This is a genomic window from Planobispora longispora (assembly GCF_016863135.1).
Lineage (GTDB): Bacteria > Actinomycetota > Actinomycetes > Streptosporangiales > Streptosporangiaceae > Planobispora > Planobispora longispora.
The window spans coordinates 66,434-85,690 of the sequence record NZ_BOOH01000033.1; the positions used below are offsets into that span (position 1 = coordinate 66,434).

Below are 19,257 nucleotides of genomic sequence, written 5' to 3' on the forward strand. Positions count from 1 at the left end.
GATGAGCGCCCCTTCCCTGAACGCCGCCCTGCTGCTGCTCGCCGACTCCCGGCTCCCGGCCGGAGGCCACGGCCACTCGGGAGGCGCCGAGGCGGCCATCGCCGCGGGGACCGTACGCGACCTCCCCACCCTGGCCGCGTTCCTGCGGGGCCGCCTGGCCACCTCCGGCCTGGTCTCCGCCTGCCTCGCCGCGGCCGCCTGCGCGCTGAGCGCGCCGGCCGCCGGATCCGGCACGGCGAGCGCCCCGGCCGGGGACGACGCCGGTGAGCGGGGGATGCCGAGTCCCGCGGCCCGGGGCCGGGCCGCGGCCGGCGTTGCCGGAGGACTCCTCGGCGGCTGGACGGAGCTGGACGCCGAGGCCGACGCGCGGACCGCCTCGCCCGCCCAGCGGGAGGCGAGCCGCGTCCAGGGACGGCTGCTGCTGCGGACCGCCCGGCGGATCTGGCCCTCGCCGGTCCTCGACGGGCTGGCGGAGGCCGTGCCGGAAGGCGCTCATCATCCGATTGCGCTCGGCGCGGCGGCGGGCGCGGCCGGGTGCGCTCCGGAGGAGGCGGCGCTGGCCGCCGCCTACACGTCGGTCACCGGCCCGGCGACGGCCGCCGTCCGCCTGCTCGGCCTCGATCCCGTCGCGGTCCACCGGCTCCTCGCCGACCTCGCCCCCGACCTGGAACGGACCGCCTCCACCGCCACCGCCGCCGTCACCCCCGGTCTGGAGCAAACCGTGTCCACCGTCATCGCCCCCGGCCTGGAACGGGCCGCCACCGCGCCGTCGGCCCACACCGCCGACTCCCCTCCCCCGTCCCCGGCCCCCACCGCCTCCGCGTGGGCGGAGCTTCCCGCCCACTCGGCGCCCGCGCTGGACCTGCTCGCCGAGCGGCACCTGCGCGCCGGACTCCGGCTGTTCGTCTCCTGACCCTCCCCTCCGGCCGCCACGCCTCGACTCCCGAAAGGACGGTGCCTCATGGGCGCCAGCCACGAGGACCACCACCACACCCCGGACCCGCACGGCCGCGCGCTGCGGCTGGGCATCGGCGGGCCCGTCGGCAGCGGCAAGACCGCGCTGACCGCCGCGCTCTGCCGCGCCCTCGGTCAGAGCCTGCGCCTGGCGGTGGTCACCAACGACATCTACACCACCGAGGACGCCGACTTCCTGCGGAGGGCGGGCGTGCTCGACCCGGAGCGGATCGCCGCCGTGCAGACCGGCTGCTGCCCGCACACCGCCATCCGCGACGACATCGCGGCCAACCTGGACGCGGTGGAGACCCTGGAGGAACGGTTCGGCCCGCTCGACCTGGTGATCGTGGAGAGCGGCGGCGACAACCTCACCGCCACCTTCAGCCGGGGCCTGGCCGACCGGCAGATCTTCGTTCTGGACGTGTCCGGCGGCGACAAGGTCCCCCGCAAGGGCGGTCCCGGCGTCACCACGGCCGACCTGCTCGTGATCAACAAGACCGACCTGGCCCCGATGGTCGGCGCCGATCTGACGGTCATGTCCCGCGACGCGGCGGCCGTACGGGAAGGCAGGCCCGTGCTGTTCACCTCGGTCCGGCAGGAGCCGGAGGCGCACGCGGTGGCCGAGTGGGTCACCGGAGTCGTCGAGGCATGGGCCCACGAGCACAGGCACGCCCACCCCCATGCCCACGCCCACGCCCACGCCCACGCCCACGCCCACGACGCCGACTCCCCCGAGTCCTCCGCGCACGACACCGGGTCCCCCGAACCCGGGCACGGTCGCGACCGCACCCCCGTCTGACGCCGTGACCCGCACCGCACCCGCCCGGCAGCCCGGCCCGGCCTCCGCACCACCGCCGGGTCCGGCGCCCGCCCCGCAAACCGCCCCGATCCTTCCGGGCCCCGTCCCGCAGGCCGGTCCTGCCGCTCCGGCGGCACGGCGGCGGTCGATGACCGCGCGGGCCGTGCTCGCCACCGCGCCCGGTCCCGGCGGGCGGACCGTGCTGGCCACGATGAGCTCCGCTCCGCCGATCACGCTGCGCCGTACCGGGCCGGGACAGGTGTACCTGGTCTCCACCGCCGCGGGACCGCTCGGCGGCGACGACCTGGCCCTCGACATCGACGTGGCGCCGGGCACCGTCCTCGACGTCCGCTCGGTCGCCAGCACCCTGGTCCTCCCCGGTCCGGGTCCCGGTTCCGCCCCGGAGGAGTCGTCCATGACCGTCACCGCGCGGGTCGGCGCGGGGGCGTCGCTGCGGTTCGCACCGGAGCCGACCGTGCTCGCGGCGGGCTGCCTGCACCGCATGACGGTACGGCTGGAGCTGGCCCCGGACGCCCGCGTGTTCTGGCGCGAGGAGATCGTCTTCGGCAGGTACGGCGAGGCGTCCGGCCGCTGCCGTTCCCGCTTCGACGCCGTGGCCGGCGGCCTCCCGCTGCTCCGCCAGGAGTTCACCGTGGGCGACCCGGCGATCGACGCCAGCCCCGCCGTGTACGGCGACGCCCGCTGCGTGGGCAGTACCTTGATCGCCGGTCCTCCCGGCGCAGCCGCCGGGCATCCGCAGACCCCCCGCACGGGCGGCGGCCGGACCTCGGACTCTCTGAGCGCCGGGGGTCGCCGAACCCGAGAGGCGATCCTCGGGGATGGCTGGGCCGCACTGCCGCTGGCCGGGCCGGGGATCCTGGTCTCCGCCCTCGCCCTGGACGCGGCCGAGCTCCGCCGCCGTCTGGAGCGGGGTGAGACGGAGGCGCTCTCGCTCTGACCGACCCCCCCGGCCCGAACTGACCGACCAGCCGGCCCGCTCGCGCAAACCGACCCCCCGGCCCGAACTGACCGACCAGCCGGCCCGCCCGCACTGGCCAACCGCCCCGGCCCCTTCCAGCGCCGATCAGCCGCCTGCCCTCCACTCCCGGCGATCATGTTGCCGGGGTGAGGAACGATCGGGGTGGATTGTGCGTGTGGCGCCTGTCCGCGGCCGGGCCGGGAAACTAGCCTGGGCCGATGGCCGATCCCACCCCCGCCCCCGCGCCCGCCTCCGCACCCGGCCGGGCCCTGCCGATCGCGCTGGTCGCCGCGGGCGCCCTGCTCGTGGTGGCCGCCTTCCTGCCCTGGGCCGGGTTCAAGGCCGACATCGTCTTCGTCGGCTCGGTGAGCGAGCGCATCCGAGGCGTGGACGACTGGTCGGGCGTGCTCGCGTTGATCTCCGGAGTGGTCGCGACGGCGCTCGGCGCCATGGCGGCCACGGGGGTCGCGGGCGCCGCCAACGGCCGGCGGCTCACCGCTCTCGCGACGCTGCCGGGCGCGATCACCGCGCTGATCCTGATGATCTTCCTGAGCGATCCCCAGGGCAGGGCCGAGAACGCCTCGATCGACATCGGGGGCCTGGTGAAGGTCCAGCCGACGGTCGAGTACGGCTGGTTCGTCGCGCTCGCGGCGGCGCTGGCGGTGGCCGCGCTGGGGATCACCGCCCTGGTCCGCCGCTGACCGCGTCCGTCACGCCCGCACAGTCACCCCCGCACGGTCCCGCGCAGTCGCGGCCGGGAGCGGCCGGAGCGCGGGCCCCGGCCCGGTCTCAGTCGTAGAAGCCGAGGCGGCGCAGCTGCTTGGGGTCGCGCTGCCAGTCCTTGGCGACGCTGATCCGCAGGTCGAGGTAGACGCGGGTGCCGAGCAGCGCCTCGATCTGCTGCCGGGCGCGGCTGCCGACCTCCTTCAGCCGCGTGCCCTTGTGGCCGATCACGATGGCCTTCTGCGAGGGACGCTCGACGAACATGTGCGCGTAGATGTCGAGCAGGTCGTCGCGGCCCTCCCGGGGCATCATCTCGTCGACGACGACCGCGATCGAGTGCGGCAGCTCGTCGCGGACGCCCTCCAGAGCGGCCTCGCGGATGAGCTCACCGACCAAGACCTGCTCGGGCTCGTCGGTGAGCCGCCCGCCCTCGTAGAGGGGAGGGCTCTCCGGGAGCCGCTCGATCAGCTGGTCGGCCAGCACGTCGAGCTGCTCCCCGGACTGCGCGGAGACCGGGACGATCTCCGCGAAGTCGGCCAGCCGGGAGACCGCGAGCAGCTGTTCGGCGATCTGCTCGCGGGTGGCCAGGTCGCACTTGGTCACCACGGCGACGACCGGGGTCTTCTTGACCGCCGCCAGCTTGTCCGCGATGAACCTGTCGCCCTTGCCGATGGGATCGTTGGCCGGGATGCAGAAGCCGATCACGTCGACCTCGGTGAGCGTGGACAGCACCAGGCTGTCCAGCCGCTCGCCGAGCAACGTGCGCGGGCGGTGCAGCCCGGGGGTATCCACGATGATGAGCTGGGCGTCCGTGCGGTGCACGATGCCTCGGATGACACGCCGCGTGGTCTGCGGCTTGGACGAGGTGATCGCCACCTTGGTGCCGACCAACGCGTTCATCAGCGTGGATTTGCCGACGTTGGGCCGGCCGACGAAGCAGGCGAAACCCGCACGGAAATCAGCAGCTGAGGAACTCACGTCCTCCATTGTCCCCGATGTCGCGCTCAACTCTGACGCAGCGTGCCGTCCGGGTCGGCCACCAGCAGGATCGAGCCGCCCAGGTCGCGCACGGCGAGGGTGTCCGCCTCACTCGGCCCGTCGCCCGCCGTGACCAGCGCCGCGGCCTCCAGGGACCTGGCGCCGCTGGACACCGCCATCGCCACCGCGACCTGCAGCGCCGACAGCGTCAGCGAGGGCAGTGCCACGTTGGTCGAGGAGTAGGTCCGGCCGGTCTCGTCGCGTACGGCGGCGCCTTCGGCGGCGCCGTTGCGGGCCCGGGCCGAGCGCGCCAGGATAATGATCTTGTTGTCCTCGGGGTCGAGGGTCGTCTCACTCACGGCACAAGGGTATTCAGGCTCTCCTCGTCCCCGTTCACCCGCCCGGCGAGGAGCCGCGCCGGCGGCCCGGCGCGTCCGGCGTCGAGGTCCGCCGCCCCGGCGCGCATCGGCGGGACGGGGATCCGCCGCACAGCCGGCTTTCCTCCCACCGGTGGAACGGCCGCTCCCGGAAAACCCAAAGGGCGCCCCCGCCCGCGTGACGCGGGCGAGGACACCCTTGGTCGGGCGGCCTGCGGTCCGGCTAGGAGACCGCCTCCGTCCTTCCCCCCGAGAGTGGTCCTTGCGCCGCGAACCCCTCCCGGCGCTCAGACCGCTCCCCGGCTCCGCGTAACCGGGGCCGCGGGAGAAGAGTCGCGCGGACCGCTTGCGGTCCGCTTGAGAACTACTTGATCGGGTTCCTCCGCACCGCCCGGCGCGCGGTTCAGTCGTGCTCGGCGGAGGCCGGGACCGCGTCCCGCTCGGCCGCGCCGGTCCGCCGGACGAGCACCGTGCCGATCCGGTTGCGCCGTCCCTCGAGGCTCTCGGCGGTCAGGCTGAGCCCCTCCACCACCGCCTCGGAGCCGGCGATCGGCACCCGGCCCAGCGCGTGCGCCAGCAGGCCGCCGACCGTCTCCACGTCGTCCACGTCCAGCTCGACGCCGAACATGTCCGCCAGGTCGCCCACCGGAAGCCGTGCCGTCACCCGGACCGCGCCGTCCTCCAGCTGCTCCACCGGGGGAGCCTCCTGGTCGTACTCGTCGGTGATCTCGCCGACGATCTCCTCGAGGATGTCCTCGATGGTGACCAGGCCGGCCGTCCCGCCGTACTCGTCGATGACGATGGCCAGGTGGATCTGGCGGGCCTGCATCTCCCGGAGCAGCTGGTCGATCGGCTTGCTCTCCGGCACGTAGGTGGCCGGGCGCATGATCGATTCGACCGGCTCGGCGCGGACGCCCTCCCCGGTGTCCTGCACCCTGCGGATCACGTCCTTGAGGTAGACGATCCCGATGACGTCGTCCTCGTTCTCGCCGACCACGGGGATGCGGGAGAAACCGCTGCGCAGGGCGAGCGAGAGCGCCTGGTTCAGCGTCTTGCCGCGCTCGATGAACACCATGTCCGTGCGGGGCACCATGACCTCGCGGGCGATGGTGTCGCCGAGCTCGAACACGGAGTGGATCATCTCCCGCTCGTCGGGCTCGATGACCCTGCGCTCCTCCGCCAGGTCGACCAGGTCGCGCAGCTCCGCCTCGGAGGTGAAGGGCCCCTCCCGGAACCCCCTGCCCGGCGTCACCGCGTTGCCGATCAGGATGAGCAGCTTGGGGAGCGGGCCGAAGATGCGGGTCAGGCCGTACACGACGGGAGCGCTCGCGAGCGCGATGGGCTCGGCGTGCTGGCGGCCGAGCGTCCGCGGGGAGACCCCGACGATCACGTAGCTGACCACGACCATGACCGCCGCCGCGGCGGTGTAGGCCCAGCCCTGGTCGCCGAACCAGTCGATGAACAGCAGTGTGGCGATCACCGTGGCGACCAGTTCGCAGGTCAGCCTGAGCAGCAGCAGGAGATTGAGGTAGCGCGGCGGGTCGGCGACGATCGCCTGCAGGCGCGCCGCCCCCCGGCGGTCCTCACGGGCGAACTCCTCCGCGCGCACCCGCGAGATGCGGGTCAGCGCGGTCTCCGCACTGGCGATCAGGCCGCCGACCACGACGAGGACGACGGCCGAGAACAACCACCCGTTGGCGAGACTCACCGCTGGGGGCGCACCTCCCGCCACGATTCGAGCAGCTCACCCTGGAGGCCGAACATCTCCTTGTGCTCCTCCGGCTCGGCGTGGTCGTATCCGAGCAGGTGCAGGATGCCGTGCGTGCACAGCAGCTCCAGCTCCGCCTCGGTTCCGTGCCCGGCCTCGGCCCCCTGCCTGGCGGCCACCTGCGGGCAGAGCACCACGTCCCCGAGGAGGGCCGGGTCGGCGGGGGCGTCGCCCTCCTGCCGGGCCCCGGCGCCGCCGCCCGGACGGAGCTCGTCCATCGGGAAGGCCAGGACGTCCGTCGGCCCCGGCTCGCCCATCCACCGCTCGTGCAGGTCGGCCATGGCGTCCTCGTCGACCACGAGGATCGACAGCTCGGCGAGCGGGTTGATGCCCATCCGCTCCAGCACGTGCCCGGCGAGCGTGACCAGGACGCCCTCGTCGACCTCGACGCCCGACTCGTTGTTGACTTCAACGCTCATGTGATCTCCTTGCCTGGCGGCGCGGAGCTCGCATGGACTCGCTCGCGGTGCCCACTGGCTCGTTCGCTTCGTTCTCTCACTTGTTCACGATCTTCCCCGGGGACGCTTGACCGCGCCCTTGATCGCCTGCGGCGCGCTCTGCCGGAGGGTCTCGTCATAGCGCCCGTAGGCGTCCACGATGTCGCTGACCAGCTTGTGGCGCACCACGTCGGCGCTGCTCAGCCGGGAGAAGTGGATGTCGGGGATGCCGTCGAGGATGCCCTGGACGACCCGCAGACCGCTCTGCGTTCCGCCGGGCAGGTCGACCTGGGTGACGTCGCCGGTTACGACGATCTTCGAGTTGAAGCCCAGCCGGGTCAGGAACATCTTCATCTGCTCGGGCGAGGTGTTCTGCGCCTCGTCCAGGATGATGAAGGCGTCGTTGAGCGTACGGCCGCGCATGTAGGCCAGGGGGGCCACCTCGATCGTCCCCGCGGCCATCAGCCGGGGGATCGAGTCGGGGTCGACCATGTCGTGCAGCGCGTCGTACAGCGGGCGCAGGTAGGGGTCGATCTTCTCGTAGAGCGTGCCGGGCAGGAAGCCCAGCCGCTCGCCCGCCTCGACCGCGGGGCGGGTGAGGATGATCCGGTTGACCTTCTTCTCCTGCAGCGCCCGCACGGCCTTGGCCATCGCCAGATAGGTCTTGCCGGTGCCGGCGGGGCCGATGCCGAAGACGATGGTGTGCCTGTCGATCGCGTCGACGTAGCGCTTCTGGTTCACCGTCTTGGGCCGGATGGTCCGGCCGCGCGAGGAGATGATGTCGAGGGAGAGCACCTCGGCGGGACGGTCGGACGTCATGCGCAGCATGGCGATGCTGCGCTCCACCGCGTCCGCCGTGAGCTCGGCGCCCCCGCGCACGAGCTCGGACATCTCCTCGAAGAGCCGCACCACGGTGCTGCTCTCCTCGGGGCTGCCGGTAATGGTGATCTCATTGCCCCGGACGTGGATGTCGGCGCGGAAGGCGCGCTCGATCACCCGCAACAGCTCGTCGCCCGAGCCGAGCAGGCTGAGCATCGAGTGGTCGTCCGGGATCACCACCTTCGCCTGGGTCCGGCTCGGTCCCTTGACCCGTGGCGGTGACGTTCTGCTGGAATCGGTTGGCTCGGACATGGGCGGGCCTTCGGCGGCCTGTTCGCCTCCAGACATCGACGACGGACTCGACGAGCGCCCCGCGGGGCGCTTCACCAGTCATCGTATCCGCGATGAAGATGATCGCGCTTTCGGGTTTTTCAGCCGGGCGGCCAGGTCAGGCCGCGTCCGCCGAGCACGTGCCCGTGCACGTGGAAGACCGTCTGGCCGGCCTGCGCCCCGGTGTTGAAGACCAGCCGGTAGCCGGAGTCGGCGACGCCCTCCTGCTCGGCGACCGCGTGCGCCGTCTTGATCACTTCGTCGGCCAGCCCGTCGTCGGCGGCCGCCAGCGCCGCCGCGTCCCGGTAGTGGCCCTTGGGGATGACCAGGACGTGGGTCGGCGCCTTGGGATCGATGTCACGGAAAGCCAGGGTGCGCTCGGTCTCGTGGACGACCTCCGCCGGGATCTCCTTGGCCACGATCCTGCAGAACAGACAGTCGGCTTCACTTACCATGGGGGCACCCTATCCCGGTGAGCGTCATAGATCGGTAACCAATCACCGACGGCGAAGGGAGATCCACGGCGATAGGGTATGTGTGCGAAACTTGCGACGGCAGGCAATTGCGAGTTTGCCCAATAGTCCGCCTGGCGAGGACACGACTGGGTCATGCCCCCTAATGAACCTGAACCGCACGAGCGTAAACCCCCCGCGGATGCCGAGCGTCCCATTGATGTGACCACCGAGACCCTCGTGGCCGACAGGTCGCTCGGGGCGGTGCCCGTCGGGTGGGATGCCGACATGGCCGTTACCGCGCTCTACAGCGCGCACTACCGGTCGCTCGTGCGCCTCGCCGTGCTGCTCGTCCGCGATGTCGCAACCGCGGAGGAAGTCGTGCAGGACGCGTTCGTCGCCCTCCATGGCGCCTGGCGCAGGCTGCGCGACCCCGACAAGGCACTCGCCTACCTGCGCCAATCGGTCGTCAACCGATCGCGTTCCGTGCTCCGGCACCGCGCGGTCGTCGAGAAGTACGCGCCCAAGGGCCTGCCCGACGCGCCGAGCGCCGAGAACGGCGCGATCGGCGAACTGGAGCGGTCCGCCGTCATCGAGGCGCTCCGCGGCCTTCCGGCGCGCCAGCGGGAGGCCTTGGTTCTGCGGTACTACGGGGACCTGTCCGAAGCGCAGATCGCCCACGCCATGGGCATCAGCAAAGGCGCGGTCAAGAGCCACACCGCACGTGGCATGGCCGCCCTCCGAACCATACTGGAGCAACTGTCATGACCGACGCCCCCGACGAGTACGGCGAGCTGCTCCGCCGTGTCCTCAGCGCGGAGGCGGACTCGGTCGTTCCCTCCCCCGACGGACTGGAGATCATCCGCGCTCGCGTAGAACGACGCGGGCTCCGCGGGCTGCTGTGGTGGCGCGCCGGAGCCTCCGTCGTGGGGGCGATCCTCGTCGCCGCCGCCATCGTGATGGTGGTCCCCGGACTCCGCGAGCAGGTGCAGGAGTTCGCCCAGCCCGCCGGGCAGGTCGGCCCCGTCGAGACGACGGCGCCCCCCGAGGCGGGCAGCACCTCCCGGCCGGCCCCGAGCGACAACGTGGTCGTCCCCCCCTCCACCGAGCCCAGCGCGCCACCGTCCGCCGACTCCACGGCGGTCGAGACGGCGCCGCCGAGTGCGAACCCGCAGCCGACCTCGACGGCCCCCGTCCCGACGCCCACTCCCTGCCTGACGGTGACCGCCGAGCCCACGAGGGTCGAGCCGAGCGATCCGCTCGACGAGTGCGAGGAGAGCGAGGCTCCGGCCCCGACCCCCTCGGAGTCGGTCGTGCCCTCGGGGACCCCCTGCCCGGTCGAGGAGTGCCCGCCCACGGACGAGCCGCTGCCGACCCCGACGGAGATCCCCACCCCGATCCCGACGAACAGCTGACCCGTCCTCCGGCGGCCGGGGCTCACCGGCGGCCGGAGGCTCACCGGCGGCTCACCTGTGACCGGGGCTCACCAGCGGCCGGTGCGGGCCTGAAGCACCGCCGCCGCGGCGATCCCGGCCGTGGAGGTCCGCAGGACCGTCGGCCCGAGCAGCGCCGGCACGGCCGCCGCCTCCCGGAAGGCGGCGAGCTCCTCCGCGGAGATCCCGCCCTCGGGGCCGACGACCACGACGATGTCACCCGCGCCGGGCGGCTCCAGCCCGGACAGCGGCGCGTCGGCCTCCTCGTGCAGCACGACGCCCAGCGCGGCGGCCGACAGCAGCGCGGCGACCCCGGCCGTGGTCGCGAGCTCGGCCACCTCGGGCAGGTGGAAGCGGCGTGCCTGCTTGCCCGCCTCCCGCGCGGTGGATCGCCAGCGGGCCAGGGACTTGGCGGCGCGCTCGCCCTTCCACTGGGTGACGCACCGGGAGGCGGCCCAGGGCACGATGACGTCGACCCCGGTCTCGGTCATCATCTCCACGGCCAGCTCGCCCCGGTCGCCCTTGGGCAGTCCCTGCACCACGACCAGCCGCGGCGCGGGCGCGGGCACCTCGTGGCGGCGCAGCACCCGCACCCGGAGGGAGTCCTTGCCGGCGTCCAGGACCTCGCACTCGGCCACGGCGCCGGCGCCGTCGGTCAGGTCGAGCCGCTCACCCGCGCGCAGCCGCCGTACGGCCGCCGCGTGGCGCCCCTCGGGACCGCCGAGCGTGAACTCCTCCCGCGCCAGGTCGGTCCGGTCGGCCAGGAAGACGGGGGCCGTCATCGGCCGTTGAAGGCGTCCCGCAGCCGCGAGAAGAAGCCCTGCTGTCCGGGGGCGAACTTGCCGGGCGGGCGCTCCTCGCCGCGCAGCTTGGCCAGCTCGCGCATGAGCTCCTCCTGGACCGGGTCGAGCTTGAGCGGCGTCTCGACGTTGACGTGGATGAGCAGGTCGCCGCGGCCGGTCTCGTTGAGGCGCTGGACGCCGCGGCCGTACAGCGGGATGGTCTGCCCCGACTGGGTGCCGGGCCGGATGTCGATCTCCTCGCCGCCGTCGAGCGTCTCCACGGTCAGGGAGGTGCCCAGCGCGGCCGCGGTCATCGGGATCTGCACCGTGCAGTGCAGGTCGTCGCCACGGCGCTCGAAGATCTCGTGCGGGCGCTCGACGATCTCCAGGAAGAGGTCTCCGGGCGGGCCGCCGCCGGGGCCGATCTCGCCCTCGCCGGCGAGCTGGATGTGGGTGCCGTCCTCCACGCCCGCCGGGATGCGGACCTTGATGGTGCGCCGGGTGCGGACCCGTCCGTCGCCCGAGCACTCCTGGCAGGGGTGGCGGATGATCGAGCCGAACCCGCCGCACTGGGGGCAGGGCCGGGAGGTCATGACCTGGCCCAGGAAGGAGCGGGTGACCTGGGAGACCTCGCCGCGGCCGTGACACACGTCGCAGGTGTCGGGGTGGGTGCCGGCGGCGGCCCCCGAACCGGTGCAGACGTCGCACACCACGGCGGTGTCGACCACCAGCTCGCGGGTGGTGCCGAACGCCGCCTCGCTCAGGTCCAGCTCGACCCGGATGGTGGCGTTGCGGCCCCGGCGGGCGCGGGTGCGGGGACCGCGCGCGGCCCCGGTGGCCGTGCCGAAGAAGGCGTCCATGATGTCGCTGAAGGGGAACCCGGCCCCGAAGCCCCCGGCGCCCGGTCCGCCCGCGGCGGCGAACGGGTCGGCGCCCATGTCGTACATCTGCCGCTTGCCGGGGTCGGAGAGGACCTCGTAGGCCTGGGTGATCTCCTTGAACCGCTCCTGTGTCTCAGGATCGGGGTTCACATCGGGGTGCAGCTCTCGCGCCAGCCGGCGATACGCCTTCTTGATCTCTTCCGCACTGGCGTCACGGCGCACCCCGAGGGTGCCGTAGTAGTCACTCTTAGCCACTTAGTTGACCTCTTAGGATGCAGCCAGGATCTGGCTGACGTAGCGTGCCACCGCGCGCACCGCGCCCATCGTGACCGGGTAGTCCATTCGTGTCGGGCCCAGCACACCCAGCCGGGCCAGTTGCCTGTCCCCTGAACCGTATCCGGCGGCCACGATGGACGTGCCCTGGAGTCCGGTGTAGGGGTTCTCCGTCCCGATCCGCACGGTCAGCGCGGACTGGTCGGTGGTCTCGCCGAGCAGGCGCATGAGCACGACCTGCTCCTCCAGCGCCTCCAGCACCTCGCGGAGCCCGACGCTGAGGTCGGCCCCCGCCAGGTTGGCGGTCCCGGCGAAGACGATCTTCTCATCATGCCGCTCCACCAGCGATTCGAGCAGCACCGACAGGACGGTGGCCGCCAGGGGCCGGTCCTCGGCGGGCAGCTTCTCGGGCAGGTCGGCGACCCGGTCCGGGGCGGCGGCGAGACCGCAGCCGTCCAGGCAGGCGTTGAGCATCGCGCGCAGGTGGGCGACGCGGCTCTCCTCGACCGCCTCGGCGGACTCGACCACGCGCTGCTCGACGCGGCCGGTGTTGGTGATGAGCACGAACATCAGCCGGCGGTCGGTCAGCGGGACCAGCTCGATGTGCCGGATCGTGGAGCTGGTGAGAGTGGGGTACTGGACCACCGCGACCTGCCGGGTGAGCTGCGCCAGCAGCCGCACCGTGCGGGTCACGACGTCGTCGATGTCCACCGCGCCGGCCAGGAAGGACTCGATGGCCCTGCGCTCCGCGCCCGACAGCGGTTTCACCTGCGACAGGCGGTCCACGAACAGGCGGTAGCCCTTGTCCGTGGGCACCCGGCCCGCGCTCGTGTGCGGCTGGGCGATGTAGCCCTGCTCCTCCAGCATCGCCATGTCGTTGCGGATGGTGGCCGGCGAGACCCCCAGGTTGTGACGCTCGGCGAGGGCCTTGGACCCCACCGGCTCGTTGGTGGACACGTAATCCTCGACGATGGCGCGAAGTACCGCGAGCTTGCGGTCGTCGACCAACGCGCTCACCTCCCTGCCCGGACCCTGCGTACCTGCCGGGAAAACACCAGGCTTGGCACTCTGTCTTCCCGAGTGCCAAGTGTACGGCTCTCGTCCACAAGGTGCGATAACACCGCCGCAGGAGGATCCAAGCCGCAGTTAAGCGAGTTGCTATCGGACGACAAGCGACAGAAGGCACACTTAGCAACATGTCCCACAATTTCGGAACCCCACCGGGTGGTGGCGCGCCCGGTTACGGCACCCCCCAGTCCTCGCAGCCGTACGGCGGCCAGCAGTACGGCAACCAGCAGCACCCCGCAGGCCCCGGCGCTCCCGGCGGCCCCTACGGCTACGCGCCGCCCGGCTACGGCGCCCCCCAGGGCCCGCCCCCGAAGATCAAGCCCGGGATCGGCTGGATCGTGGGCGCCTGGCTGGTCGCGGTGCTCGCCGTGGTCGTCGGCGTCGGCGGCTCCATCGGCAGCATCTTCAGCACGGTCACCGACGCGGCGCCGACCACCGCGGTGAACCCCGGCGAGGTCATGACCGTGAATCTGGCGGACCCGACGGCCGAGACCACGGAGCGGCCCGCCCTCTACGTCTCCGCCGCCGCGGGGACCGCGTTCGAGTGCCGCTTCCAGGAGGGCACCCCCCAGGGCGAGCTGGCGCGCCCGGCCGTGGAGACGGTCGTCGCCGGCACCGACGGGGTCACCTGGGAGATGGGCCTGCGGATCGACGCCAAGCAGGGCGGAGAGCACAAGATCGTCTGCGACGTCGCGGACGGCGCCACGGCCAAGTTCGGCATCGGCAAGGAGGTGGCCGCCGAATCGCTGGTCGGAAGCGCCCTCCTGCTCATCGGCGTACCGGCCGTCGGCATCCTGCTGGCCATCGTCGTGACGATCGTCGTGCTGGTGAAGCGGAGCGGCGCCCGCAAGCGCGCCGCCGCCGCGAGCGCCGGGGCCTGGGGCTCGCCCTACGGCGGGTGACCGTCCGGTTTGCTACCGTCCCCCTGTGATCTCCCGCGAGAGAGGGCAGGCGGCCGGTGATGTACGAGCGTGACGTGCTGGCCGGGAACTGGCGGCGCCCCCTCAAGGGGACGATCCCGCAGGTTCCCGCGGAGCTCGACCTGGTCGTGGAGGACGCCGCCGGCGGCTTCTGCGGCGCGGTGGTGGCCTGCGACAAGGAGGCCGTCACGCTGGAGGACCGCTTCGGGCGGCGGCGGGTGTTCCCGCTGGAGCCCGCCGCGTTCCTCCTGGAGGGCAAGGTCGTGACGCTGGTACGGCCCGCCGCCGCCCCCGGCGGCCCCCGGCGCAGCGCCTCGGGCTCCCTCGCGGTGGAGGGGCTGCGGGCCCGCGTCGCCCGGGAGAGCCGGATCTACGTCGAGGGCGTGCACGACGCCGCGCTCGTGGAGAAGATCTGGGGTCACGACCTGCGTGTCGAGGGCGTGGTGGTGGAATACCTGGAGGGCGTCGACCATCTGCCCGCGATCGTCGGGGAGTTCGGCCCCGCCCCCGGCCGCCGCCTGGGGGTGCTCGTCGACCACCTGGTCGACGGGTCGAAGGAGAGCCGGATCGCGGCTCTGGTCTCCTCGCCGCACGTGCTGGTGGCCGGCCATCCGTTCGTGGACGTCTGGCAGGCGGTCAAGCCCTCGGTGCTCGGGATCGCGGCCTGGCCGTCCGTGCCGCGCGGCGTGCCGTGGAAGGAAGGGGTCATCTCGGCCCTGGGCTGGAAACTGGAGCCCGCCGACGCCTGGCGCCGCATTCTCGGCGCCGTCAAAACATACGCAGACCTGGAACCGGAACTGCTCGCCCCGGTGGAGGAGCTGATCGACTTCGTGACGGCTCCCGGCGCGGACGACTGACCGGCAGACAGCCACCGGAGAAGTGATGAGCGAGAATTCCGAGGAGAACCGGTACCGCCGCGAGGACGACGACCGGACGCCCCACCCCGCCGAGGGTCCCGGCCACACCCAGCCCGGCCAGGGGTACCAGGGACACCCGCAGTCCGGCCAGGGGTACACCCAGCCGGGCCAGGGGTACACCCAGCCGGGCCAGGGATACTCCCAGCCCGGCCAGGGGTACCCGCCGCCCGGTCAGGCGTACCCGCCGCCGGCCGGCTCGCCGTACGGCACGGCAGGCCAGGGCGAGTACCCCGGCGCCCCGCCGCGCCCCTACTACCAGGCCGGCTACGACGCACCGGGCGGCCACGACTACGGATCCCCCGGCGGGTACGGCGCTCCCGGTGGCTACGGCGCACCGGGCGCCTACGGCGCGGGTTCCCCCGCTCCCTACGGCTACGACCCGTACGGCCCGGGCGTGCCCGGTCCCCGTCCCGGCAGCGACGACACGACCATGGCCATGATCTCCCACCTGCTGGGCCTGCTCACCGGTTTCGTCGGCCCCCTGGTGATCTATCTGGTGAAGAAGGACCAGTCCCGCTACGTGCGGGAGCAGGCGGCCGAGGCGCTCAACTTCCAGCTCGCCCTGATGATCGCCTACATCGTCTGCTTCGTGCTGGCGTTCGTGCTGATCGGCTTCGTGCTGATATTCGCGGTCTGGATCGGGTCGATCATCTTCATGATCCTCGCCGCCGTCGCGGCCAACCGGGGCGACCATTACCGCTACCCGATGAACATCCGCTTCGTCAGCTGACGGGCCGGCCGCGGCTCAGCTGACCAGGTCGCGCACCAGGGCGTCGGCCAGCAGGCGGCCGCGGAGCGTGAGCACCGCGCGGCCCCGCTTGAACGGCTCCGTCTCCAGCAGGCCGTCGGCCAGCGCCCGGGCGACCACCGCCGACCGGTCGAGCTCGGCCAGCGGGAAGCCGTCGGCCAGCCGGAGCTCCAGCATGATCCGCTCCACCGCGCGGTCCTCCGGCGTCAGCACCTCGCGCGCGTGCGCGGGCGAGACGCCCGAGGCCAGCCGCTGGGCGTAGGCCGCCGGGTGTTTGACGTTCCACCACCGGGTGCCGCCGACGTGGCTGTGCGCGCCGGGGCCGACGCCCCACCAGTCGCCGCCGGTCCAGTAGAGCAGGTTGTGCCGGCAGCGGCCGGCCTCCGCGGTCGCCCAGTTGGACACCTCGTACCAGCGGAACCCCGCCTCGGCGAGCATGGACTCGGCGATGAGGTAGCGGTCGGCCGCCACGTCGTCGTCGGGCATCGGCAGCTCGCCCCGGCGGATCCGGGCGGCCAGCCGGGTGCCCTCCTCCACGATCAGCGAGTACGCCGAGACGTGGTCGGGCCCGGCCTCGATCGCCGCCGCCAGCGAGGCCCGCCAGTCGTCGTCGTCCTCCCCCGGCGTGCTGTAGATCAGGTCGAGGTTGACGTGCGCGAACCCCGCCTCCCTGGCCTCCCGTACGGCCTGGCCCGCGCGGCCGGGCGTGTGGTGCCGGTCCAGCACCTTCAGCACGTGCTCGCGGGCGCTCTGCATGCCGAAGCTCATCCGGGTGAACCCGCCGCGCCGCAGCTCCTCCAGGTAGCCCGGGGTCACGGACTCGGGATTGGCCTCGGTGGTCACCTCGGCGCCCGGGGCGAGCCCGAACTCCTCGTCGATCGCGCGCAGGATCCGCACCAGGTCCCGGGCGGGCAGCAGGGTGGGGGTGCCGCCGCCGAAGAAGACGGTCTCGACCGGCAGCTCGGCGGCGCCGAGGACGGCGCGCGCCCGCCGCACCTCGTCCACGGCGGTGGCGGCGTAGTCCGCGTGCGAGGCGCCCGGCCCCAGCTCGGAGGCCGTGTAGGTGTTGAAGTCGCAGTAACCGCAGCGGGTCACGCAGAAGGGCACGTGGACGTAGAAGCCGAAGGGCCGCCCGCCCAGGCCGTCGAGCGCGCTCGCGGGCAGCTCGCCTGAGGGCGGTACGGGGTCGCCGTCGGGAAGTGTGGATGGCACCTCCCAAGTCTGCCGCCCCCGCCGCGATGCCCGGTACGGCCCCGCGTACCACCTGCCGGACCAACTTACTGAGGAGTTCTCCCCTCCCCCGGGGGCGATCGAGGCTACCGTTTCCGCTGATCTTCCGGTGTGCCCCCAGACATCCTGGAGAGTCCGATGAGCCAGACCGTCGCCTCCGACGCCGGCGACCGCACCGCGGCGCCCCCCTTGCCGAACGCCACCCGCTACCTGTGCGCCGGCTCCTACCTCGACAGCCGCTTCCGCACCCACGTCCTCAACGAGATCCTCGGTGACCGCTACCGCGCGGTCGCCCCCTCCTACGGGGGGACCGACCTGACGCCCGTGGTCGCGCATTCCCTGCGGGCCGAGCGGATGGCCCTGATCCGCGACGGGCTGACCACCGTGCTGATGATCGTGTTCCTCTTCACGGTCCCGTGGGTGGTCGTCTCGTGGATGTTCATCCTCCTGCCTCTCGCCCTGCTCACCCTCCCCCGGATCCGCCGGGGACCGCGGCTGGTCCGCGTGCTGCTGGTGATCTGGACGGTCGTGGGGGTGGCCGTCCCCCTCCTGACCGCTCTCGGCGCGAGCGTGATCGGAGGGCTGGCGTACGCCACCCGGTCGACCTTCGACCTGGAGGACGGCACGTTCGCGCAGGAGGGCGTCGCGCTCCCCGTGGTGGTGGCCCTGATCGGGGCCGGCGTCCTGCTGAACCTGCTGTTCGTGTTCGGCCCCGTGCTGATCCCGCTCGGCTACCGCGTCCAGCGGTACTTCGCCCTGGCGGTGGACCTCGCCCCGGGCTCCGACGGCGGGCGGGTCGAGGAGAGCCTGTGGCGCTCCGATCGGATGTCCTACGTGTCCCGCGCGCAGTGGGGCAACATCGCGCTCTACGGGGCCGAGAACCCCTTCGTCGGCGCGGGCCGGATCCACCGCTCCTGGTCGATCACGGTGGAGATGGACCGGACGGCGGACGGCGCCAACGCCCCCTCGCCCACGCCGCGCGAGCACGTGCAGATCGACCCGATCGATCTCCACTCCTTCGTCAGGCAGCGGCTGCTGGAGATGCGCGACGCCGTGCCGTCGGCGCCGGAGCGCGTGGCCCGCCTGCACATCAACGACCACCTGGCCGTACGGGGGACCTTCGCCCGGCTCGACTGGGAGCGCTCCGCGACCGCCCAGAACTGGGGCGGCCAGAGCCACCCGCTGATCGACGCCTCCAGCGGGCTGCCGCACTTCACCGCCTCGCCGGAGACCGTCGTGGCGGCCGCCCGCCACCCGCAGGGCGGTCTCAGGCACTACCAGCGGGTCACCATCGGCGCCGAGGCCCCCGAGGTCCGCTCGCCCGCCGGCCACCTGCTGGCGCCCGGCGAGGACCAGGAGCTCGTGGTCTCGGCGTTCATCCACCTCGCCGTCGAGGGCCGGATGCTCTACACGCAGTTCGTGGTCACCGTCCTGCCTCCGGTCCGCGACTACTTCCACATCGTGGACGAGCTGCCCGTCCTCACCAAGCCCGGCGTCGTCTGGCGCGCCCTCGTCCACGCCCCCGCGGAGCTCGCCGCGGACGCGATGTTCGCCCCCGGGAGGCTGGTGCGCACCGTCGTCCGGATGGCGCGGGCCAACCGGGCCTCGCGGAATCCGGCGCGTTATCCGGTCTATCCCTTCGGCGCGCGCCTGAGCGTGCGCGAGCTGGGCGCCGAGTTCCGGGAGGACCGGTTCACCCAGATCCTCGACGCCGACAAGTACTCCAAGCTGATCGAGCGGCGGCTGACGGAGGCCGTCCTCGACTATCTGGAGGCCAAGGACGTCGACACCAGCGGGTACCGCGCCCAGGCCGCGACCCTGACCAACTACGGCGCCCTGATCACCGGCGGCACTTTCAACGGCCCGGTCGCCGCCGGGTCCGGAGCGCACGCGACCCAGAACGGGAGTGGCAAATGACCGGGAGCAACAGCGGTTTCCAGATCACCGGGGGCGTCTTCAACGGCCCCATGGCCGCGGGGACCGGCGCCCGGGCCGTCCAGAACATCGGCGCGGACTCCGGCGGCGTGGATGTGGACCGGGCCGCCGAACTGCTCACCCTCGTGCGCGAGCTGGCGCAGCGGCACGCCGACGAGCTGGGCGACCCCCGGCCGGTGCTGAGGGACGCCGACGGGATCGAGACCGAGCTCCAGCAGGAGGAGCCCGATCGCGAGTACCTGTCCGACTCCCTGGGCAGGATCGCCCGCCGGGTCACCTCGGTCGCCGCGATCGCCGAGGCCGTCGCGGCGCTCACCAACCTGATCCTCTGACCTCGGGGCCTTCGGATTCCGTGGCCGGGCCGATGCGCACGATGCAGCACATTCCAGGAGGGTCGTTGACGCGCGGATCACCCCGACCTACGATCCGGGAAAACTTAAAGGAAAGTTTCCTA

General features: G+C 72.7%; 21 protein-coding genes. 11 read left to right on the forward strand and 10 right to left on the reverse strand.

All coding sequences use genetic code 11. The features are described from left to right. Position 1: 1 nt before the first annotated feature. The 4 genes from Plo01_RS19690 (at position 2) to Plo01_RS19705 (ending at position 3,433) form a co-directional block, all read left to right on the forward strand. On the forward strand, positions 2-913 hold the full coding sequence (locus Plo01_RS19690) for an urease accessory protein UreF (RefSeq protein WP_203892108.1): 912 nt from the start codon (positions 2-4) through the stop codon (positions 911-913). Positions 914-961: 48 nt separating this feature from the next. After that, complete coding sequence (gene ureG, locus Plo01_RS19695) at positions 962-1,753, forward strand: urease accessory protein UreG (RefSeq protein WP_203892109.1); 792 nt, start codon at positions 962-964, stop codon at positions 1,751-1,753. Positions 1,754-1,901: 148 nt separating this feature from the next. Then, positions 1,902-2,711 (forward strand): urease accessory protein UreD, encoded by an 810-nt coding sequence (locus Plo01_RS19700; RefSeq protein ID WP_203892110.1) that lies wholly within the window; start codon positions 1,902-1,904, stop codon positions 2,709-2,711. A gap of 239 nt (positions 2,712-2,950) precedes the next feature. Continuing rightward, a complete protein-coding gene (locus Plo01_RS19705) occupies positions 2,951-3,433 on the forward strand; it encodes a hypothetical protein (RefSeq protein ID WP_203892111.1) in 483 nt (160 codons plus the stop codon). Positions 3,434-3,521: 88 nt separating this feature from the next. On the opposite strand, the gene era is transcribed toward Plo01_RS19705, so the two are convergent. The 6 genes from era to Plo01_RS19735 form a co-directional block, all read right to left on the reverse strand. After that, complete coding sequence (era, locus tag Plo01_RS19710) at positions 3,522-4,442, reverse strand: GTPase Era (RefSeq protein WP_203892112.1); 921 nt, start codon at positions 4,440-4,442, stop codon at positions 3,522-3,524. A 17-nt stretch (positions 4,443-4,459) separates the two neighbouring features. Then, positions 4,460-4,792, reverse strand: a complete 333-nt coding sequence (locus Plo01_RS19715) for a cytidine deaminase-like protein (protein ID WP_203892113.1) — start codon at positions 4,790-4,792, stop codon at positions 4,460-4,462. 421 nt (positions 4,793-5,213) lie between these two features. Further along, complete coding sequence (locus Plo01_RS19720) at positions 5,214-6,518, reverse strand: hemolysin family protein (RefSeq protein ID WP_203892114.1); 1,305 nt, start codon at positions 6,516-6,518, stop codon at positions 5,214-5,216. Beyond that, positions 6,515-6,997: an rRNA maturation RNase YbeY gene (gene ybeY / locus Plo01_RS19725; protein WP_203892115.1), complete on the reverse strand. Its 483-nt coding sequence runs from the start codon at positions 6,995-6,997 to the stop codon at positions 6,515-6,517. The genes Plo01_RS19720 and ybeY overlap by 4 nt, the downstream gene beginning before the upstream one ends. Before the next feature lie 84 nt (positions 6,998-7,081). Further along, on the reverse strand, positions 7,082-8,146 hold the full coding sequence (locus Plo01_RS19730; RefSeq protein WP_203892116.1) for a PhoH family protein: 1,065 nt from the start codon (positions 8,144-8,146) through the stop codon (positions 7,082-7,084). 119 nt (positions 8,147-8,265) lie between these two features. After that, positions 8,266-8,619, reverse strand: a complete 354-nt coding sequence (locus Plo01_RS19735) for a histidine triad nucleotide-binding protein (protein WP_203892117.1) — start codon at positions 8,617-8,619, stop codon at positions 8,266-8,268. A 285-nt stretch (positions 8,620-8,904) separates the two neighbouring features. Here Plo01_RS19735 and Plo01_RS19740 point away from each other — a divergent pair, with 285 nt between their 5' ends. Beyond that, a complete protein-coding gene (locus Plo01_RS19740; RefSeq protein WP_203892214.1) occupies positions 8,905-9,384 on the forward strand; it encodes a SigE family RNA polymerase sigma factor in 480 nt (159 codons plus the stop codon). Continuing rightward, positions 9,381-10,031, forward strand: coding sequence for a hypothetical protein (locus tag Plo01_RS19745; RefSeq protein ID WP_203892118.1), 651 nt, complete (start codon positions 9,381-9,383; stop codon positions 10,029-10,031). The genes Plo01_RS19740 and Plo01_RS19745 overlap by 4 nt, the downstream gene beginning before the upstream one ends. Before the next feature lie 68 nt (positions 10,032-10,099). On the opposite strand, the gene Plo01_RS19750 is transcribed toward Plo01_RS19745, so the two are convergent. The 3 genes from Plo01_RS19750 to hrcA are packed head-to-tail and all read right to left on the reverse strand — an operon-like array spanning position 10,100 to position 12,993. Beyond that, on the reverse strand, positions 10,100-10,831 hold the full coding sequence (locus Plo01_RS19750) for a 16S rRNA (uracil(1498)-N(3))-methyltransferase (protein ID WP_203892119.1): 732 nt from the start codon (positions 10,829-10,831) through the stop codon (positions 10,100-10,102). Further along, a complete protein-coding gene (gene dnaJ, locus Plo01_RS19755) occupies positions 10,828-11,967 on the reverse strand; it encodes a molecular chaperone DnaJ (RefSeq protein ID WP_203892120.1) in 1,140 nt (379 codons plus the stop codon). Before dnaJ ends, Plo01_RS19750 begins: the two co-directional genes overlap by 4 nt. Positions 11,968-11,979: 12 nt before the next feature. Then, positions 11,980-12,993, reverse strand: a complete 1,014-nt coding sequence (gene hrcA, locus Plo01_RS19760) for a heat-inducible transcriptional repressor HrcA (RefSeq protein ID WP_203892215.1) — start codon at positions 12,991-12,993, stop codon at positions 11,980-11,982. 188 nt (positions 12,994-13,181) lie between these two features. Here hrcA and Plo01_RS19765 point away from each other — a divergent pair, with 188 nt between their 5' ends. Genes Plo01_RS19765 through Plo01_RS41030 form a run of 3 tightly spaced genes read left to right on the forward strand, consistent with a single transcriptional unit; the run spans position 13,182 to position 15,620 of the window. Next, positions 13,182-13,955, forward strand: coding sequence for a hypothetical protein (locus Plo01_RS19765; protein WP_203892121.1), 774 nt, complete (start codon positions 13,182-13,184; stop codon positions 13,953-13,955). A gap of 59 nt (positions 13,956-14,014) precedes the next feature. Then, complete coding sequence (locus Plo01_RS19770; RefSeq protein ID WP_203892122.1) at positions 14,015-14,830, forward strand: DUF3097 domain-containing protein; 816 nt, start codon at positions 14,015-14,017, stop codon at positions 14,828-14,830. Positions 14,831-14,855: 25 nt separating this feature from the next. Continuing rightward, positions 14,856-15,620 carry a DUF4870 domain-containing protein gene (locus tag Plo01_RS41030; protein WP_203892123.1) on the forward strand — a complete coding sequence of 255 codons (765 nt, stop codon included), beginning with the start codon at positions 14,856-14,858 and terminating at the stop codon, positions 15,618-15,620. Positions 15,621-15,635: 15 nt separating this feature from the next. Here the strand turns inward: Plo01_RS41030 and hemW are convergent, their stop codons facing one another. After that, positions 15,636-16,850, reverse strand: a complete 1,215-nt coding sequence (gene hemW, locus Plo01_RS19780; RefSeq protein ID WP_203892124.1) for a radical SAM family heme chaperone HemW — start codon at positions 16,848-16,850, stop codon at positions 15,636-15,638. Between the two features lie 156 nt (positions 16,851-17,006). Here hemW and Plo01_RS19785 point away from each other — a divergent pair, with 156 nt between their 5' ends. Further along, the gene (locus Plo01_RS19785) at positions 17,007-18,785 is read left to right on the forward strand and encodes an AbeC-like domain-containing protein (RefSeq protein ID WP_203892125.1); all 1,779 of its coding nucleotides are present in this window, start codon (positions 17,007-17,009) and stop codon (positions 18,783-18,785) included. After that, complete coding sequence (locus tag Plo01_RS19790) at positions 18,782-19,135, forward strand: DUF5955 family protein (protein WP_203892126.1); 354 nt, start codon at positions 18,782-18,784, stop codon at positions 19,133-19,135. Before Plo01_RS19785 ends, Plo01_RS19790 begins: the two co-directional genes overlap by 4 nt. The last annotated feature ends 122 nt before the right edge of the window (positions 19,136-19,257 follow it).

What these genes read in the sequence shown, in the direction of transcription:
- Plo01_RS19690 (WP_203892108.1), top strand. Translation starts at nt 2, where the DNA reads ATGAGCGCCCCTTCCCTGAACGCCGCCCTGCTGCTGCTCGCCGACTCC.
- ureG (WP_203892109.1), top strand. Translation starts at nt 962, where the DNA reads ATGGGCGCCAGCCACGAGGACCACCACCACACCCCGGACCCGCACGGC.
- Plo01_RS19700 (WP_203892110.1), top strand. Translation starts at nt 1,902, where the DNA reads ATGACCGCGCGGGCCGTGCTCGCCACCGCGCCCGGTCCCGGCGGGCGG.
- Plo01_RS19705 (WP_203892111.1), top strand. Translation starts at nt 2,951, where the DNA reads ATGGCCGATCCCACCCCCGCCCCCGCGCCCGCCTCCGCACCCGGCCGG.
- era (WP_203892112.1), bottom strand. Translation starts at nt 4,442, where the DNA reads ATGGAGGACGTGAGTTCCTCAGCTGCTGATTTCCGTGCGGGTTTCGCC.
- ybeY (WP_203892115.1), bottom strand. Translation starts at nt 6,997, where the DNA reads ATGAGCGTTGAAGTCAACAACGAGTCGGGCGTCGAGGTCGACGAGGGC.
- Plo01_RS19730 (WP_203892116.1), bottom strand. Translation starts at nt 8,146, where the DNA reads ATGTCCGAGCCAACCGATTCCAGCAGAACGTCACCGCCACGGGTCAAG.
- Plo01_RS19735 (WP_203892117.1), bottom strand. Translation starts at nt 8,619, where the DNA reads ATGGTAAGTGAAGCCGACTGTCTGTTCTGCAGGATCGTGGCCAAGGAG.
- Plo01_RS19740 (WP_203892214.1), top strand. Translation starts at nt 8,905, where the DNA reads ATGGCCGTTACCGCGCTCTACAGCGCGCACTACCGGTCGCTCGTGCGC.
- Plo01_RS19745 (WP_203892118.1), top strand. Translation starts at nt 9,381, where the DNA reads ATGACCGACGCCCCCGACGAGTACGGCGAGCTGCTCCGCCGTGTCCTC.
- Plo01_RS19750 (WP_203892119.1), bottom strand. Translation starts at nt 10,831, where the DNA reads ATGACGGCCCCCGTCTTCCTGGCCGACCGGACCGACCTGGCGCGGGAG.
- Plo01_RS19765 (WP_203892121.1), top strand. Translation starts at nt 13,182, where the DNA reads ATGTCCCACAATTTCGGAACCCCACCGGGTGGTGGCGCGCCCGGTTAC.
- Plo01_RS19770 (WP_203892122.1), top strand. Translation starts at nt 14,015, where the DNA reads ATGTACGAGCGTGACGTGCTGGCCGGGAACTGGCGGCGCCCCCTCAAG.
- Plo01_RS41030 (WP_203892123.1), top strand. Translation starts at nt 14,856, where the DNA reads ATGAGCGAGAATTCCGAGGAGAACCGGTACCGCCGCGAGGACGACGAC.
- Plo01_RS19785 (WP_203892125.1), top strand. Translation starts at nt 17,007, where the DNA reads ATGAGCCAGACCGTCGCCTCCGACGCCGGCGACCGCACCGCGGCGCCC.
- Plo01_RS19790 (WP_203892126.1), top strand. Translation starts at nt 18,782, where the DNA reads ATGACCGGGAGCAACAGCGGTTTCCAGATCACCGGGGGCGTCTTCAAC.